The organism is Xanthobacter sp. 126, from assembly GCF_000526175.1.
In the GTDB taxonomy this organism is placed as follows: domain Bacteria; phylum Pseudomonadota; class Alphaproteobacteria; order Rhizobiales; family Xanthobacteraceae; genus Xanthobacter; species Xanthobacter aminoxidans.
Genome location: NZ_JAFO01000001.1, coordinates 2,810,752 through 2,824,904, shown reverse-complemented (window position 1 = coordinate 2,824,904; position 14,153 = coordinate 2,810,752). Strand labels below are relative to the sequence as shown.

Sequence of the window (14,153 nt, the reverse complement as noted above, 5' to 3'; positions counted from 1 at the left end):
CTCCCAGAAGCACATGCCGTGCGGCTCAAGTTGCCGCCGGGGGCTGCCGATGCAGCCTTCTGCCTTCAGGGATACGTGGCGCCGTCCCTCGTCGTCAAACCCGGCGGACGACGAACGCTCGGGTGCCGCAAACGGAAATGGCCGGGTTGAGGCCCGGCCATCGTCTCAAAAATCGCGAACCGTCTCAGAAGCTCGGGGTGTCGCCATCCAGCGGGCTCCACTGACCGTTGTTGGTCGGGTCGCCGGGAGGGCCGGAGCCGTATCCGCCGGTCAGGTCGGGCGGGAACACGTAGTCTTCGTTGCGGTCGTCGCCGATCTTGACGTCCGGACGAATGGCGGGCCCGGGGCCGGGGTCGAGATAATTGCCCTGGGGGATGACAGGCAGCTGGATCACGCGGGGCGTCACCACGATGCGCTGCTGCGAGCTCTGGGCCACCGCCTGGACGCCGGCCATGGCGATGAGCGCGAGCAACACGCCGCCCGCCAGCCCATTCGTCCCCAAGCTCATCTCTGCCATTGCAGCGCCCCGCATCGGCCGGACCCCAAAATCTCCCGGCTGCCGCCTTGAAGCATGTTCGAGGCGGCGTGTGAAGGGGCTCGATCGGCGCTCGTGGCGCGCAGGGTCCGGCACCCGGTCACATGGCGAAGGCGGGTGGACTCGGCTAGCGTCGCCGTATTGGGAGAGGCAGTGATGCAGACGATCAAATCCCTCAAACGGACGATCTTGGCTGGCGGCCTTGCGCTCGCGGCCGTGTTTTCCACCAGCCTTCTGTCGGCGCTGCCGGCAGCCGCGGTTCCGGCGCGGGTCATTCTCCTGCGGCACGGAGAGAAGGGCGGGCCACTCCAGCTCTGCAGCGTCGGCCAGGAACGCGCCCGCGCCCTGGTGGATTATTACCTCGGCAAGGACGCCAAGAAGTCGCTCCTGCGGCCGGGAGAGGTGCCGACCGCGATCCTCGGGCTCTCGCTGCACACGCTGGAAACCATCTATCCGGTCGCCGATTCGTGGAAGCAGCCGGTCGTCTTCTATTCGGTGATGCCGGAGATGGTGGACGGTAAATTGATCATCCGCCAGGACAAGCTCGCGGAGCGCAACCGGCAGGCGGTGCACGACGTGTTCACCAAGCCGGAATGGGCAGGCGGCACGCTGATCATGGACTGGGAGCACGACCACATCGCCCGCCCGCGCCTCGATATCGAGCTGACGCCGGCGCAGCGGGCGAAGGTGCAAGAGAAGCACCCGGGCAGGCCGGTGCCCACCAAGGCCACGACCCTCTTCGACCTCATGGACCTCGCCGGCATCAAGATGCCGGACGACTGGCCGGGCGACACCTACGACTATTTCTGGATCATCGATTTCGATCAGCAGACCGGGCTGCCCTCGGCCTTCACCATGATCAAGCAGGAGTTCGGCCCGCCGTACGAGAACCTGCCCCAGAACGATTGGGGCACGCCCGAGAACATTTCCGCGTCCGCCGGCTGCACCAAGTGAAGCCGGCGGATTGCATGCTCGAGCCCCGACAGGCTGTGTGAACCGCGACAGCCCTGTCGCCTTCGAGCCAAGCCGGCGTCGGCTTGTCGTCGTCGGCAGGTCCTACTTCTTGACCTTCCGCAGCATCATCTCGATCGCAGTGACGGATTCCGACACGTTGAGCCAGTTTTCCGCCTGCTCGTCGTTCTTGAATTCCCGGCCGAGATTGATGGGTTCATCGTGTCCTTCCACGTGAAGAAAACACGCCCACTTGCCGCTCGGCAGTTGCTCGACCGTAACCTTGTGGTCGGACATGCTGTGTCCTCGCCTTGTCCTTGTTGCTTCGGGGGCTACAGCCAGAACAGGCAGACCGTGGCCCTGAATCCACGATGCAATTGGCCTGCCATGCGGAAGAGGCAGGCGACTTGACGTAGCGTCCGTACCGCGACACCAAGGGCAAATGTCGGCTGGCTGCCATTGCAAGCCAGGCGCATAAGGGGTTCTCTCAGGGTAGGCTGGAGCGGGTCTGTGGCAGGGAGAGTCCATCTGGACAGGATCATGGAACGACCCCACGACAGGCGTCAGGACCGCCCCCCCGCCAGGGACGGCAGCGAAACGTTCGGGCCCGTCCTTCAGCTGGCGCTGAGGTTCGGCACGCTGGCATTGCTGTTCGGCTGGTGCTTCACCATCGTCCAGCCGTTCCTGACCTCCATCCTGTGGGGGCTCATCATCGCCATCGCCTCCCACCCGCTGTTCCTCCGCCTGTGCGCGGCCCTCAAAGGCCGGACGGCGGCGGCCGCCACGCTTTTTGTCCTGCTCGCGCTGACCTTGCTGGTGCTGCCGGCGATGCTGCTGACCGACACCCTCGTGAACAGCCTGAAGCTTCTGGCCCACCACATGGCGGATGGCACGCTGCGCCTGCCGCCGCCGCCAGAGACTGTCCGCGGCTGGTTTCTCGTGGGCGATCCGCTCTACAGCTTCTGGATGCTCGCCTCGACCAACCTCGATCAAGCGATCAGCTCGATCGCCTCCGAACTCACCTGGGCCGGCAAATGGATGCTCGGGTCGGCAACCGGCGTGCTGCTCGGGATACTGGAATTCATCGTCGCCATCTTCGTGGCCGCGGTTCTGATGGCCAATGCGACCAGCGGCCAGCGCATTGCGGGCGATGTCGTCACCCGCCTCGCCGGCTCCGGGGGGCTGGGCTATGCCGACCTCGCGGTGCGCACCATTCGCAGCGTCAGCAAGGGCATCATCGGTGTCGCGCTGATCCAGTCGCTGCTGGCTGGGCTGGGCTTTCTCGCCGCCGATATCCCGGCCGCGGGCCTGTTGGCGTTGCTCTGCCTCATCATCGCCATCGTGCAACTGCCGCTGGCCATCGTTCTGGTGCCGGTGGCGATCTACGCCTTCACACTGCTTGATCCGGTGCCGGCGGTGATCTTCGCCGTCTGGTGCACGGGCGTCTCGCTCATAGAGCACGTCCTGCGTCCCATCATGCTGGGGCGCGGCGTGGACGTGCCGATGCTGGTGGTCTTCATCGGCGCGATCGGCGGGCTCCTGTCCTCCGGGGTGCTGGGCCTGTTCGTCGGCCCCGTGGTGCTGGCGCTTGGCTACACGCTCATCCTGCACTGGCTCGAGGCGGAGCCTGTCCGCTCCGCGGAGGTGGAGGAACGCCGCATCGACAGGCCGGCTGCGGAATAAAAGTCGCGAAATGGTGATTCTGGCTGATAACGTGACGGCTGGGATGGTATAGATGCGGCCCAGGTAAGGCTGATGGACAAGGTTCTCAAACACCTCTCCTCCGGCCGTCTGCTCCGGTTTGTCACGAGTGCACTCATCCTCGCCATCGTGGGGATGCAGTCCTTTGCTCTGTGGCGCTCCTACCAGGAAACTTGGCACGACGGCGAACGCTATACCGCGAACACAATCTCTGTGCTCGCGGGAGCGATCGAACGCGACTTCCTTCTGGTTGAATCCAGCCTGACCGGTCTCGCCGAGGCACTGCGCGAGCCGACACTGATGGCGCTTCCTGCGGCGCTGCGGCAACGCGTCCTGTTTCGCCGTGCGGGCGATGCCAATGATTTCGGTGTCATGCTCGTGCTGGATGCGCAGGGCAATGTCCTGTTCGACGATTCCGAAGAGGACCTGAGCGGCATCAATTTCGCCGATCGGGACTACTTCCGTGTGCAGAGGGACAACCCGAACGCCGGCGTCTACGTCAGCCGGCCCTTCCTGTCCCGGCTCTCGAGCCCCGAGCGTGCCATTGGAATCAGCCGGCGGATAAATGGATCGGACGGGTCATTCGCGGGTGTCGTGGTGGCCTCTATTCGCCTCGTCTATTTCCAGCAGATGTTCGAGCGGGTGAAGCTGCCGCCCGGCGGCATCGTCCGGCTGACCCGGACCGACGGCACCGTCGTCCTGCGCTATCCTTCTACCGATGGCCGGGGCAACGCGGGAGATGAGGTGACGCCCGACATCCTCCAGCGGCAGGCGTCAGCGATGCCGGACGACTGGAGGGTGGAAACATCACAGATCGATGGCCAGCGCAGGTTCCTGCGGACGGTGTTGGTCAAGGGGTATCCGCTCTCCGTGACCGTTGGCGTTTCTGCGCGCCAGCAGTTCGGCGGGTGGTATCTGCGAGCAGCCATCACTCTTGCGCTCACGCTCACGATATCGCTTCTGCTGGCGCTGACCGTCGCGGCGCTCTCCACCTCTCTGCGCCGCAGCCGGGAGATGGAGCGCCAGCTGGAGCGGATGGCCATTACGGACTCCCTCACCGGCCTGCCCAACCGACGGGCGCTCGACCTCACGCTGGAGGTGGAAATGCAGCGCTCCCGGCGTGAGCAGCGTGAGCTTGCTGTGCTGATGATCGATATCGACCACTTCAAGCGGGTGAACGACACGCACGGCCACGCCATGGGCGACGCCGTGCTCGCCGAGGTCGCCCACCGCGTCCAGCGTGCGGCGTGCCGGCCGGGGGATTTCGTCTGTCGCTATGGCGGGGAGGAATTTGTCGTCGTCCTGCCGGAGACGCCGTCGGCGGGGGCAGAACTGGTGGCCGAGCGCATTCGGGCGGGCGTCGCGGCCAACGCCATCGTGACCCATGGTTTGGCCATCGAAATCACGGTCAGCGTCGGCATCGCCGTCCAGAGGGCGGACGACGGGCCGGGGGAGTTGATCGCACGGAGCGATACCGCCCTCTATACGGCGAAGAGGGCCGGGCGAAACCGCGTGGCCCGGCTCGAGGCTTTTGCCGCCTGAGGCCGGTCTGGCGCGTCAGTCTTCCGCGCCGAGGCCCCGGCGCGCCCGCTCCAGTTCGGCGGCATAGCGCTTCAGGACGTGGGATTCGCCCAACAGCCCCAGGAGATGGCGGTTGTCGCGGTCGTCCACCACCGCGAGGTCTTCCGCCTTTGCGGCGTCGAAGGCGAGGGCGGCTTCCTTGACGTTCATTGCCGGGAGCAAGACGTGGTCGCGTTGGGTCGCCAACCCCGACACCGCCGTCTCGCCGGTCTCGAGACTGGCGTAGGCCTCGGACAGGCGGAGCAGCCCGCCATAGCCGCCGGCCGCGTCCACCAGCACGACGATGCGGGTCGAGCCCAGCGCGTAGCGGGCGCGCAGGGCGTCCAGGGTGCCATCCTGAGGGAAGGTGGGGAAGTCGGTGCGCATCATCTTGGCCACCGTCAGGTCGCGCATCCAGCCCACGTCCTGCGCACCGCGGATGGTCTCGCCGCGCAAATGCAGGCGCCACGTGGAGAAGGAGTAGCCGAACGTTTCCCGCACGGTCAGGGAGGTAACGACCGCCGCCGCCATCACGAAGCCGGAGAGGGAGATGTCCCGCGTCATCTCCAGCACGAGGAAGCTCATGGTGAGCGGCCCGCCGATGACGCCCACCGCCAGCGCGCCCATGCCCACAACCGCCGCCACCGATGGATCGAGGTGGAAGCCCGGGAAGGCGACGGCCAGCAGCCCGCCATAGAGCTTGCCCATCAGAGCGCCGAGGAACAGCGAGGCGAAGAACAGGCCGCCGCGGAAGCCGGAGCCGATGGAGAGGGCGGAGGCGAGGATCTTCAGGCCGAACACGATAGCGACGGAAGCCGTCACCGCGCTGCCCACCTGGGTATGGAGCGCTCCGTGGCCATCGGAGAGCACCTGCGGACTGTAGAGCGCCAGCGCGCCGATGCCGATGCCGGCCACCATGGGCCGCAGCGGCGCGGGAATGCGGCTCATGCCGAACAGCGTCTCCACCGTCGTCACGAGGCGCATGATGACGATGGCGACCGCCGCAGCGGCGAGGCCGAGGAACAGGATGGGGAGGATGTCGACCGGCCCGAGGTTCGGGTCGAGGGGCATGTGCAGCGGCTCCACATGGGCGCCGAGCAGCCGCGCCGTCATCACTGCCGAGACCGTCCCGGCGAGCACCGGGGCTGCCGCGGGGATGGAATAGGAGCCGATGACGATCTCGAAGCCGTAGAAGGCGCCCATCAGCGGCGCATCGAACGCCGCACCGATGCCCGCCGCAGCGCCCGCGCCGACGAGGATGCGCAGATCGTTGCGCCGGAGCTTGAAGGTCAGACCCAGCCGGGAGGCGATGCCCGAGCCGATCTGCGAATAGCCGGCCTCAAGCCCGAGCGACGCGCCGAAGCCGTTGGACACCATGGTCTGCAGGGCGACGATGATGCTGTCGGTGAGCGACATGCGCCCACCGTGCAGTGCATTGGCCTCGATGGGATCGACGAAAGGGTGCCTGCGCCAGCGCTTCAGCGCGACCGCGATCAGTCCCATCGCCGCGCCGCCGACGGCGGGAACCAGGATCAGCCAGGGCAACGCGAGGGCAGGGGAGGAGGACAGCCGCTCACCCGGTGCCAGCCAGTAGAGCACCTCGTGCATCCACTGGGTGGTCGCGCTCATGAGGCTGGCCGCAACCCCGGCCAGCACGCCCATGACGGCGGCGATGAGGACCAGCGAGGTTTCCCGCGCCCGGACGATGGACTGCGCCTGATCGACGAGGCGCCGGAGCGCCGCCCGTTCGTCAGGAGCCGGTGCGCGCCCGGTCTCGGGGGAGGGCGCGTTCATGCCTCAGCCGAACGTGTTGGTGCGGGGGAACCCCTTGGGCGGCAGACGGCCCGCCGAAGCGCGCTCGCCCTGCCACTCGATGAGATCGGTGACCGTCCATGTCCGCCCGGAGGTGTCCTCCCAGGTCAGGCCGCTGGCCATCGGGAACACCTTGAGGTCGCTGAGGCCGCCATCCTTGTAGCGTTGCAGGCGCACGCCACGGCCGCGCGACATCTCGGGAATCTGGTTCAGCGGGAAGACCAGCATCTTGCGGTTCTCGCCGATCACCGCGACCCAGTCGCCATCGACGAAGCGCACCGCCAGCGCAGCGTCCGGCGGGTCGGTGACGAGCACCTGCTTGCCCTTGCGGGTATTGGCGAGGCAATCGTCCTCCGGCACCACGAAGCCGCGGCCCTGCTTCGACGCCACCAGCAGCTTGCGCCCGGCCTGATAGGCGAAGACGGAGACGATCTCCGCCTCCTGCTCCAGGTCGATCATCAGGCGCACCGGCTCGCCGTGGCCACGCCCGCCGGGGAGCTTGGAGGCATCCAGCGTGTAGAAGCGGCCGTTGGAGGCGAATACCATCACCTTTGAGGTGGTCTCCGCGAAGAAGGCGTGGCCGTGGCTGTCGTCGCCCTTGAACTGCAGGTTCGAGACGTCAGCCACATGGCCCTTCAGCGCGCGGATCCAGCCCTTCGCGGAGACGACGACGGTGATGGGCTCGCGCTCCACCAGCGCCTCGGTGAAGGCGTCCTCATGCACGGTCGGCGCGGCGGCAAAGGTGGTCCGCCGCCGGCCGAGCGCGGTCTCGGGGCCATAGGTCTTGCGGGTCTCGCGGATTTCCTTGGAGATCGCCTTCCACTGCGCCGTCTCGGAAGCGACGAGCCGGTTGAGTCCGTCCTGCTCCTTGGAGAGGGCGTCGTGCTCCTTGCGGATTTCCATCTCTTCCAGGCGGCGCAGGGAGCGCAGCCGCATGTTGAGGATGGCTTCCGCCTGCACGTCCGTCAGCTCGAAGGTCTGCATCAGCGAGACCTTCGGCTCGTCCTCCTCGCGGATGATGCGGATCACCTCGTCGAGGTTGAGATAGGCGATGAGGTAGCCGCCCAGCACCTCGAGCCGGTGGGCGATCTGGTCGAGCCGGTAGCGCGAGCGGCGGAGCAGCACGTCGCGGCGGTGGTCCAGCCACTCGCGCAGCGCCTCGGCCAGCGACAGCACCTTGGGGATCTGGCCCTTGACTAGCACGTTCATGTTGAGCGGGATGCGCGCCTCAAGCTCGGTGAGCTTGAACAGGCTCTCCATCAGCACCTCGGCATCCACGGTGCGGGTGCGCGGCTCCAGCACCAGGCGGATGTCCTCGGCGCTCTCGTCGCGGACGTCGGCGAGCAGCGGCAGCTTCTTGTCGGTGAGCAGCTCGGCGATCTTCTCCACGAGGCGGGACTTGGCGACGCCGTAGGGGATCTCCGTCACCACCACCACATAGCCGCCGCGGCCGGTGTCCTCCTTCTCCCAGCGCGCACGGACGCGGAACGAGCCGCGGCCCGTCGCATAGGCCTCCGCCACGCCGACCGGATCCTCCACCAGCACACCGCCGGTGGGGAAGTCCGGGCCGGGCACGAACTTCAGCAGGTCGAAGGCGAGCGCGTCCGGATGGTCGATGAGGTGGAGTGCGGCATCCAGCAACTCCGCCGCGTTGTGGGGCGGGATGGAGGTGGCCATGCCGACGGCGATGCCCTGCGAGCCATTCGCCAGCAGGTTCGGGAAGGCAGCGGGCAGAACGGCCGGCTCTTCCTCCGACCCGTCATAGGTCGGGCGGAAATCCACCGCGTCCTCGTCGATGCCATCCAGCAGCAGCCGGGCGGTCTCGGTGAGGCGGGCCTCGGTGTATCGCATGGCCGCGGCGTTATCGCCGTCGACATTGCCGAAATTGCCCTGGCCATCCACCAAAGGATACCGCTGGGCGAAGTCCTGCGCGAGACGCACCAGCGCGTCATAGACGGACTGGTCGCCGTGCGGGTGGAACTTGCCGATCACGTCGCCGACCACGCGGGCGGACTTCTTGAAGCCCTGCCCGGGATCGAGCCGCAACTGCCGCATGGCGTGGAGGATGCGCCGGTGGACAGGCTTCAATCCGTCGCGCGCATCGGGCAGCGCGCGGTGCATGATGGTCGAGAGGGCGTACGCGAGGTAGCGCTCTTCCAGCGCCTCCTTCAGCGTGACTTTCTCGATGTTCCCGTCGCCGGGCGGAAGTGTGCGGGTGGCCATGCCCCGCAGTACCTCGCGCGCAGGCGCACGACAAGCCCGCGCCACCGGCCCGGCGGTATCCGGTGTCCCGCGTTCCGCAGCCGTCCAGGCCGCGATCTCGCCGCAAGACTGAACGGATCGTCAAGTCTGGGGCGTGCCGTCGCGTAATACGGCATGCATGTACCGGAGAAGGCCATAATCTGCGGCAAAGCACACGCTTTAGATGTCACTCCCGGAACAAACTCCCGCCCCTGCGACGTTTCAGCATCGATCCGCGAGCGTTTCTCTACGTTCGCGTCAAGAGGAGAAGGTCCATGAAGATTGCAACTCTTGCGGCGGGGGGAGTCGTTGCGTTGGCGCTTCTTGGTCCGGCCCCTTCTGCATCGGCCGGATCACTTGCAGGTAGCGCGGGAAGTTTTGCCGGCGCCGCCCATGAACAGGCGAAGGTCGAGGATGTGCGCTGGGTGCGGCGCTGTTGGCAGGTGCGCCGCTGGTGGAACGGGCGCCCCCATTGGGTGACGCGCTGCCGCAACGTCTGGGTCGCGCCCCGTTACTACCGCTGGTGATCGGCGCTTCGCCGCCACGATGCCAGGAACGCCGCGCGGGCTTCGGAAAAGCCGAGCCCGCGCGGCTCCAAAGCCCGCACCAGCAGGAAATGGCCGGTGATCGCCAGCGCCGATTCCACATCATCCATGGCGGATGGTGCGCCCGTCCGGAGAAAGGGCGGTAGGGGAAAGAGGCGATCCTTATAGGGCGCCCCGGCTTCGCGGCACACCGCCCGCCCGCTCTTCGGCGAGACATAGATGAGATCATCGCGCCGGCCGGTTGCCGCGCATGTCTCCAACTCCAGTCCGAATCCCAGCTCCGACAGCATGGCCAGCTCGAACCGCGCCACCAGCATGCCGGCCGTGTCTGCCTCGCCGAACGCATCGAGAATGGCCCCGAGGGTAAGGAACAGCTCCTCGTGGGGATCTCGCTCCGGCAGCAGGTGAAGCAATTGCGCCATGTGGGTGAACCCGAAGGCGGCGTGGGGCGCCTCCATCAGCATGCCGGCGCGGACCACTGAGGCCTCCAGAGCATAATTGCCCATGTGCTCATCCAGTCGGGCACGCCATGTGGCGCTCACCGAATTGCCGGGCTGGAGGACGGGTGCAAGCCGGCGCGAGCCACCGCCACGCACCATGCCGAGATGGCGTCCCCGCTGGCGCGTCAACAACTCGACGATGGCATTGCCTTCGCCGTGCCGCCTGACCCCAAGCACGATGCCCTCGTCCGTCCACTCCAACGACTTCTGCTCCCGTGTGGCACTTCCTCCCCCAGTTGAGGCGCGGATGGCGCCGGGTGCAACTCCGGCGCTCCGAAGCGTCAGCCTTAACAGGGCGGAAACCTAAAACCGGCAGGATGCGCCCATGCAAAGCCGCTCGCGCCTCCAGACCATCCTTGCGACGCTCGCTCTCCACGTGGGGGCTGCGGCGCTTATCGGGTACTTCGCCTATCATGCCTATATCGGCGACCACGGGCTCCTCGCGCGTCGCAACTACGAGCAGGAGACCAAGGCACTCGAATCCGAGCTCGCCGGCCTCAAGGCACAGCGGCAGGCGATGGAGAACAAGGTGTCCCTTCTCGCCCCCAGCCAGCTCGATCCGGACCTGCTGGACGAGGAGGCGCGGCGGCAGTTGAACTTCATAAATACGAAAGATCTTGTGCTGCTTCGCACCAAATGAACTATAAACTGGTTCATATAGCATTTGAACCATATTCAAGTTCAGCCCTTGATCCATAAGAGTTTGCAACGTGTTGCGTTGCAGCATCGAAAATTTCCCGCTTTCAGGCGGCTCGGCTGTGCGTTAGAGAGGCGCAGTTCCAGAGCTTCCTGAGGATGCCGATGGCCGCCAAGAAGACTTCCCCCCGGACCGCCGTGCCGTCCGGCCCGGTACCCTTCACCAAGGATCAGGACCTCGAAGCCTATCGCGAGATGCTGCTCATCCGCCGCTTCGAGGAGAAGGCCGGCCAGATGTACGGCATGGGCCTCATCGGCGGTTTCTGCCACCTCTATATCGGCCAGGAAGCCGTCGTCGTCGGCATGCAGATGGCGATGAAACCGGGCGATCAGGTCATCACCGGCTACCGTGACCACGGGCACATGCTGTCCACCGGCATGGACGCCAGGGGCGTCATGGCCGAGCTGACCGGCCGCCGCGGCGGCCTGTCCAAGGGCAAGGGCGGCTCGATGCACATGTTCAGCATCGAGAAACAGTTCTTCGGTGGCCACGGCATCGTCGGCGCGCAGGTGTCGCTGGGTACCGGCCTCGCCTTCGCCGACCGCTACCGGGAGAACGGCAACGTCTCCGTCACCTATTTCGGCGACGGCGCGGCCAACCAGGGCCAGGTCTACGAGAGCTTCAACATGGCCGAGCTGTGGAAGCTGCCGGTCGTGTACGTGATCGAGAACAACAAGTACGCCATGGGCACCGCGGTCTCCCGCGCCTCCGCCCAGCAGGACTTCTCCAAGCGCGGCACCTCCTTCAACATCCCCGGCGAGCAGGTGGATGGCATGGACGTGCAGGCGGTGAAGGCTGCCGGCGAGCGGGCCCTCGCCTTCGCCCGTGAGGGCAACGGCCCCTACATCCTCGAGATGCAGACCTACCGCTATCGCGGCCACTCCATGTCGGACCCGGCAAAGTACCGGTCCAAGGAGGAGGTGCAGAAGATGCGGACCGAGCACGATCCCATCGAGCAGGTGCGCACCCGTCTCCTCGACGGCCACAAGGTGACCGAAGACGATCTCAAGAAGATCGATGCCGACGTCCGCGAGATCGTCAACGCGGCTGCAGACTTCGCCAGCAGCGATCCGGAGCCCGATGTCGCCGAGCTCTACACGGACATCCTGCGCTGAGGCCCGGCTCGTGGCCGAACTCTTCCATGTGATCGCCGGGGCGGCGCTGCTGGCCGCCATCGGCGCCTGGGTCGTCGCCGTGCGCGGCGGCCGCTCCGCCCTTGCTGCCGAGCGGGCGGCGGGGCGCCCCGTCGGCACCGGGAGCTACCTTCTGCTTGCGCTCTGGCCCTTCGCCGTCGGCCGCTCCGGCGCCGCCGAGGATGCGGACCGGGTGCGCTCCGGCAAGGCGGCCATCGCCTTCTTCGTTTCCGTGACCATCGCGATCGCGGCCATCTCCGCCTACACCAACCTCACCTTCAAGCGCGATCACGCGGCCCCGGCCGGCGCCACGCCGTCCGTCCCCGCTCCCGCGCCGAGCAAGAGCTGACAGCCATGGCCATCGAAGTCCTCATGCCGGCCCTGTCTCCCACCATGGAGAAGGGCAACCTCACCAAGTGGGTGAAAAAGGAAGGTGACACGGTCAAGTCCGGCGACGTGCTCGCCGAGATCGAGACCGACAAGGCCACCATGGAGGTGGAGGCCGTCGACGAGGGTATCCTCGGCAAGATCCTGGTGCCGGAAGGCGCGCAGGACGTGGCGGTGAACACGCCCATCGCCACCATCCTGGCCGAAGGCGAGGATGCGAGCGCCGCCCCCGCTCCCGCCGCCAAGGCCGCCGAGAGCGCGCCGTCCCCGGCCGCTGCTGCGGCGCCCGTCGCCCCTGTCTCTCCGCCCCCCTCGGCTGTCGCGGCTCCGCCGCAGGTGACCGTGCAGCCCGATCCGGAAGTGCCGGCTGGCACCGAGTTCGTCACCCAGACGGTCCGCGAGGCCCTGCGCGACGCCATGGCCGAGGAGATGCGCCGGGACGGCGACGTCTTCGTCATGGGCGAGGAAGTGGCCGAGTATCAGGGCGCCTACAAGATCACCCAGGGCCTGCTGCAGGAATTCGGCGCCCGCCGTGTGATCGACACCCCCATTACTGAGCACGGCTTTGCCGGTGTCGGCGTCGGCGCGGCGATGGCGGGACTTAAGCCCATCGTGGAGTTCATGACCTTCAACTTCGCCATGCAGGCGATCGACCAGATCATCAACTCCGCCGCCAAGACGCTCTACATGTCCGGCGGTCAGGTTCACTGCTCCATCGTCTTCCGCGGCCCCAACGGCGCTGCTGCCCGCGTCGCCGCCCAGCACAGCCAGGATTACACCGCCTGGTACTCCAACGTGCCCGGCCTGAAGGTGATCGCGCCCTATTCCGCGGCCGACGCCAAGGGCCTGCTGAAGGCTGCCATCCGTGACCCCAACCCCATCATCTTCCTCGAGAACGAGATCCTTTACGGCCACACGTTCGAGGTGCCGAAGCTCGACGATTACGTGCTGCCCATCGGCAAGGCACGCATCGCGCGGTCGGGCAAGGATGTGACGATCGTCTCCTTCTCCATCGGCATGACCTATGCCCTTAAGGCGGCAGAGGAACTGGCGAAGCAGGGCATCGACGCCGAGGTCATCGACCTGCGCACCATTCGTCCCATGGACGTACCGGCCATCGTGGAATCGGTGAAGAAGACCGGCCGCTGCGTCACGGTGGAAGAGGGCTGGCCGCAGTCCGGCATCGGCGCCGAGATTGCCGCCCAGCTCATGGACAAGGCCTTTGATTTCCTTGACGCTCCGGTCCTGCGCGTCACCGGCAAGGACGTGCCGATGCCGTATGCCGCGAACCTCGAAAAGCTTGCGCTGCCGTCGGTTGCGGAGGTGATCGAGGCGGTCAAGGCGGTGACCTACAAATGACCGCCGGAAACCGGTCGGAAACCGCTCCGACCACCTATTACGACCTCGATCACGTGGCGCGCCACGTGCAGCAGGGACAGCACCGCGAAGTCATCGGCGGCCTCTGGGAAGAGGTCGGCCGGCTGCAGCGGGATTTTCTTGTGAAGCAGGGGCTTAAGCCGCACCACCGGCTGGTGGACATCGGCTGCGGCAGCCTGCGCGGCGGGGTCAAGTTCGTCGCCTATCTCGATGCCGACCGGTATTACGGGATCGACCTCAGCGGCGACCTGCTGGAGGCCGGATACGCCCAGGAGATCGTCCCGGCGGGGCTCGATGCCAAGCTGCCGCGTGACCACCTGAGTGTGTCTGACAGCTTCGATGTCGGTGGGTTCGGTGTGCAGTTTGACATGGGTATCGCCCAGTCAGTCTTCAGTCACCTGCCGATGCCGTATCTGGTTGACTGCCTCGCCCGGATCGCCCCCCATTTCGTGCCCGGAGGTATCTTCTTCGTGACATGCTTCCTCGTGCCCGACGGCAAGTTCGGGCAGCAGGTGAAGCAGGGCAAGGGTGGGGTGGTGACGTTCCCGGACAAGGACCCGTACCACTATACCCAGGCACAGCTTTCCACGGCGCTCGCCGGCGATCCCAATTGGGAGATGAAGATCATCGGCGACTGGTCCCATCCCCGCCAGCAGCAGATGCTCGCCTTCGTCCGGCGTCGCTGAGGGTTTTTGCTTTTTTCGAAAGGCCAAG

Annotated in this window: 14 protein-coding genes; 9 read left to right on the top strand and 5 right to left on the bottom strand. The window is 66.5% G+C overall.

Annotated elements, in window-relative coordinates:
* Window positions 1-184: 184 nt before the first annotated feature.
* Entirely contained in the window at window positions 185-508 is a 324-nt protein-coding gene (locus tag XAN126_RS0113470; protein ID WP_155982306.1) for a hypothetical protein, read from the bottom strand.
* A gap of 183 nt (window positions 509-691) precedes the next feature.
* Here XAN126_RS0113470 and XAN126_RS0113465 point away from each other — a divergent pair, with 183 nt between their 5' ends.
* Entirely contained in the window at window positions 692-1,489 is a 798-nt protein-coding gene (locus XAN126_RS0113465; RefSeq protein ID WP_024279110.1) for a hypothetical protein, read from the top strand.
* A 102-nt stretch (window positions 1,490-1,591) separates the two neighbouring features.
* Here the strand turns inward: XAN126_RS0113465 and XAN126_RS0113460 are convergent, their stop codons facing one another.
* Window positions 1,592-1,783: a hypothetical protein gene (locus XAN126_RS0113460; protein WP_024279109.1), complete on the bottom strand. Its 192-nt coding sequence runs from the start codon at window positions 1,781-1,783 to the stop codon at window positions 1,592-1,594.
* Window positions 1,784-2,026: 243 nt separating this feature from the next.
* Here XAN126_RS0113460 and XAN126_RS0113455 point away from each other — a divergent pair, with 243 nt between their 5' ends.
* Window positions 2,027-3,169 carry an AI-2E family transporter gene (locus tag XAN126_RS0113455; RefSeq protein ID WP_024279108.1) on the top strand — a complete coding sequence of 381 codons (1,143 nt, stop codon included), beginning with the start codon at window positions 2,027-2,029 and terminating at the stop codon, window positions 3,167-3,169.
* 72 nt (window positions 3,170-3,241) lie between these two features.
* Window positions 3,242-4,729, top strand: coding sequence for a sensor domain-containing diguanylate cyclase (locus XAN126_RS0113450; RefSeq protein ID WP_024279107.1), 1,488 nt, complete (start codon window positions 3,242-3,244; stop codon window positions 4,727-4,729).
* A gap of 15 nt (window positions 4,730-4,744) precedes the next feature.
* On the opposite strand, the gene XAN126_RS0113445 is transcribed toward XAN126_RS0113450, so the two are convergent.
* Together XAN126_RS0113445 and parC are read right to left on the bottom strand one after the other, a co-directional pair.
* Window positions 4,745-6,541 (bottom strand): chloride channel protein, encoded by a 1,797-nt coding sequence (locus XAN126_RS0113445; RefSeq protein WP_024279106.1) that lies wholly within the window; start codon window positions 6,539-6,541, stop codon window positions 4,745-4,747.
* Between the two features lie 3 nt (window positions 6,542-6,544).
* On the bottom strand, window positions 6,545-8,782 hold the full coding sequence (gene parC, locus XAN126_RS0113440; protein ID WP_024279105.1) for a DNA topoisomerase IV subunit A: 2,238 nt from the start codon (window positions 8,780-8,782) through the stop codon (window positions 6,545-6,547).
* Window positions 8,783-9,075: 293 nt separating this feature from the next.
* Between parC and XAN126_RS28345 the strand changes: the two genes are divergently transcribed.
* Entirely contained in the window at window positions 9,076-9,327 is a 252-nt protein-coding gene (locus XAN126_RS28345) for a hypothetical protein (RefSeq protein WP_155982305.1), read from the top strand.
* Here XAN126_RS28345 and recO read toward each other — a convergent pair.
* Window positions 9,315-10,046, bottom strand: a complete 732-nt coding sequence (gene recO / locus XAN126_RS0113435; RefSeq protein ID WP_024279104.1) for a DNA repair protein RecO — start codon at window positions 10,044-10,046, stop codon at window positions 9,315-9,317. The two genes, XAN126_RS28345 and recO, sit on opposite strands and share 13 nt — an antisense overlap.
* A 124-nt stretch (window positions 10,047-10,170) precedes the next feature.
* Here recO and XAN126_RS0113430 point away from each other — a divergent pair, with 124 nt between their 5' ends.
* The 5 genes from XAN126_RS0113430 to XAN126_RS27190 all read left to right on the top strand — a co-directional run bounded on the left by XAN126_RS0113430 (window position 10,171) and on the right by XAN126_RS27190 (window position 14,125).
* Complete coding sequence (locus XAN126_RS0113430; RefSeq protein WP_024279103.1) at window positions 10,171-10,485, top strand: septum formation initiator family protein; 315 nt, start codon at window positions 10,171-10,173, stop codon at window positions 10,483-10,485.
* Window positions 10,486-10,646: 161 nt separating this feature from the next.
* Window positions 10,647-11,657 (top strand): pyruvate dehydrogenase (acetyl-transferring) E1 component subunit alpha, encoded by a 1,011-nt coding sequence (gene pdhA, locus XAN126_RS0113425; RefSeq protein WP_024279102.1) that lies wholly within the window; start codon window positions 10,647-10,649, stop codon window positions 11,655-11,657.
* 10 nt (window positions 11,658-11,667) lie between these two features.
* Window positions 11,668-12,024, top strand: coding sequence for a hypothetical protein (locus tag XAN126_RS0113420; protein ID WP_024279101.1), 357 nt, complete (start codon window positions 11,668-11,670; stop codon window positions 12,022-12,024).
* Window positions 12,025-12,029: 5 nt separating this feature from the next.
* Complete coding sequence (locus XAN126_RS0113415; protein ID WP_024279100.1) at window positions 12,030-13,421, top strand: pyruvate dehydrogenase complex E1 component subunit beta; 1,392 nt, start codon at window positions 12,030-12,032, stop codon at window positions 13,419-13,421.
* Complete coding sequence (locus tag XAN126_RS27190) at window positions 13,418-14,125, top strand: class I SAM-dependent methyltransferase (protein ID WP_024279099.1); 708 nt, start codon at window positions 13,418-13,420, stop codon at window positions 14,123-14,125. The genes XAN126_RS0113415 and XAN126_RS27190 overlap by 4 nt, the downstream gene beginning before the upstream one ends.
* Window positions 14,126-14,153: the final 28 nt, after the last annotated feature.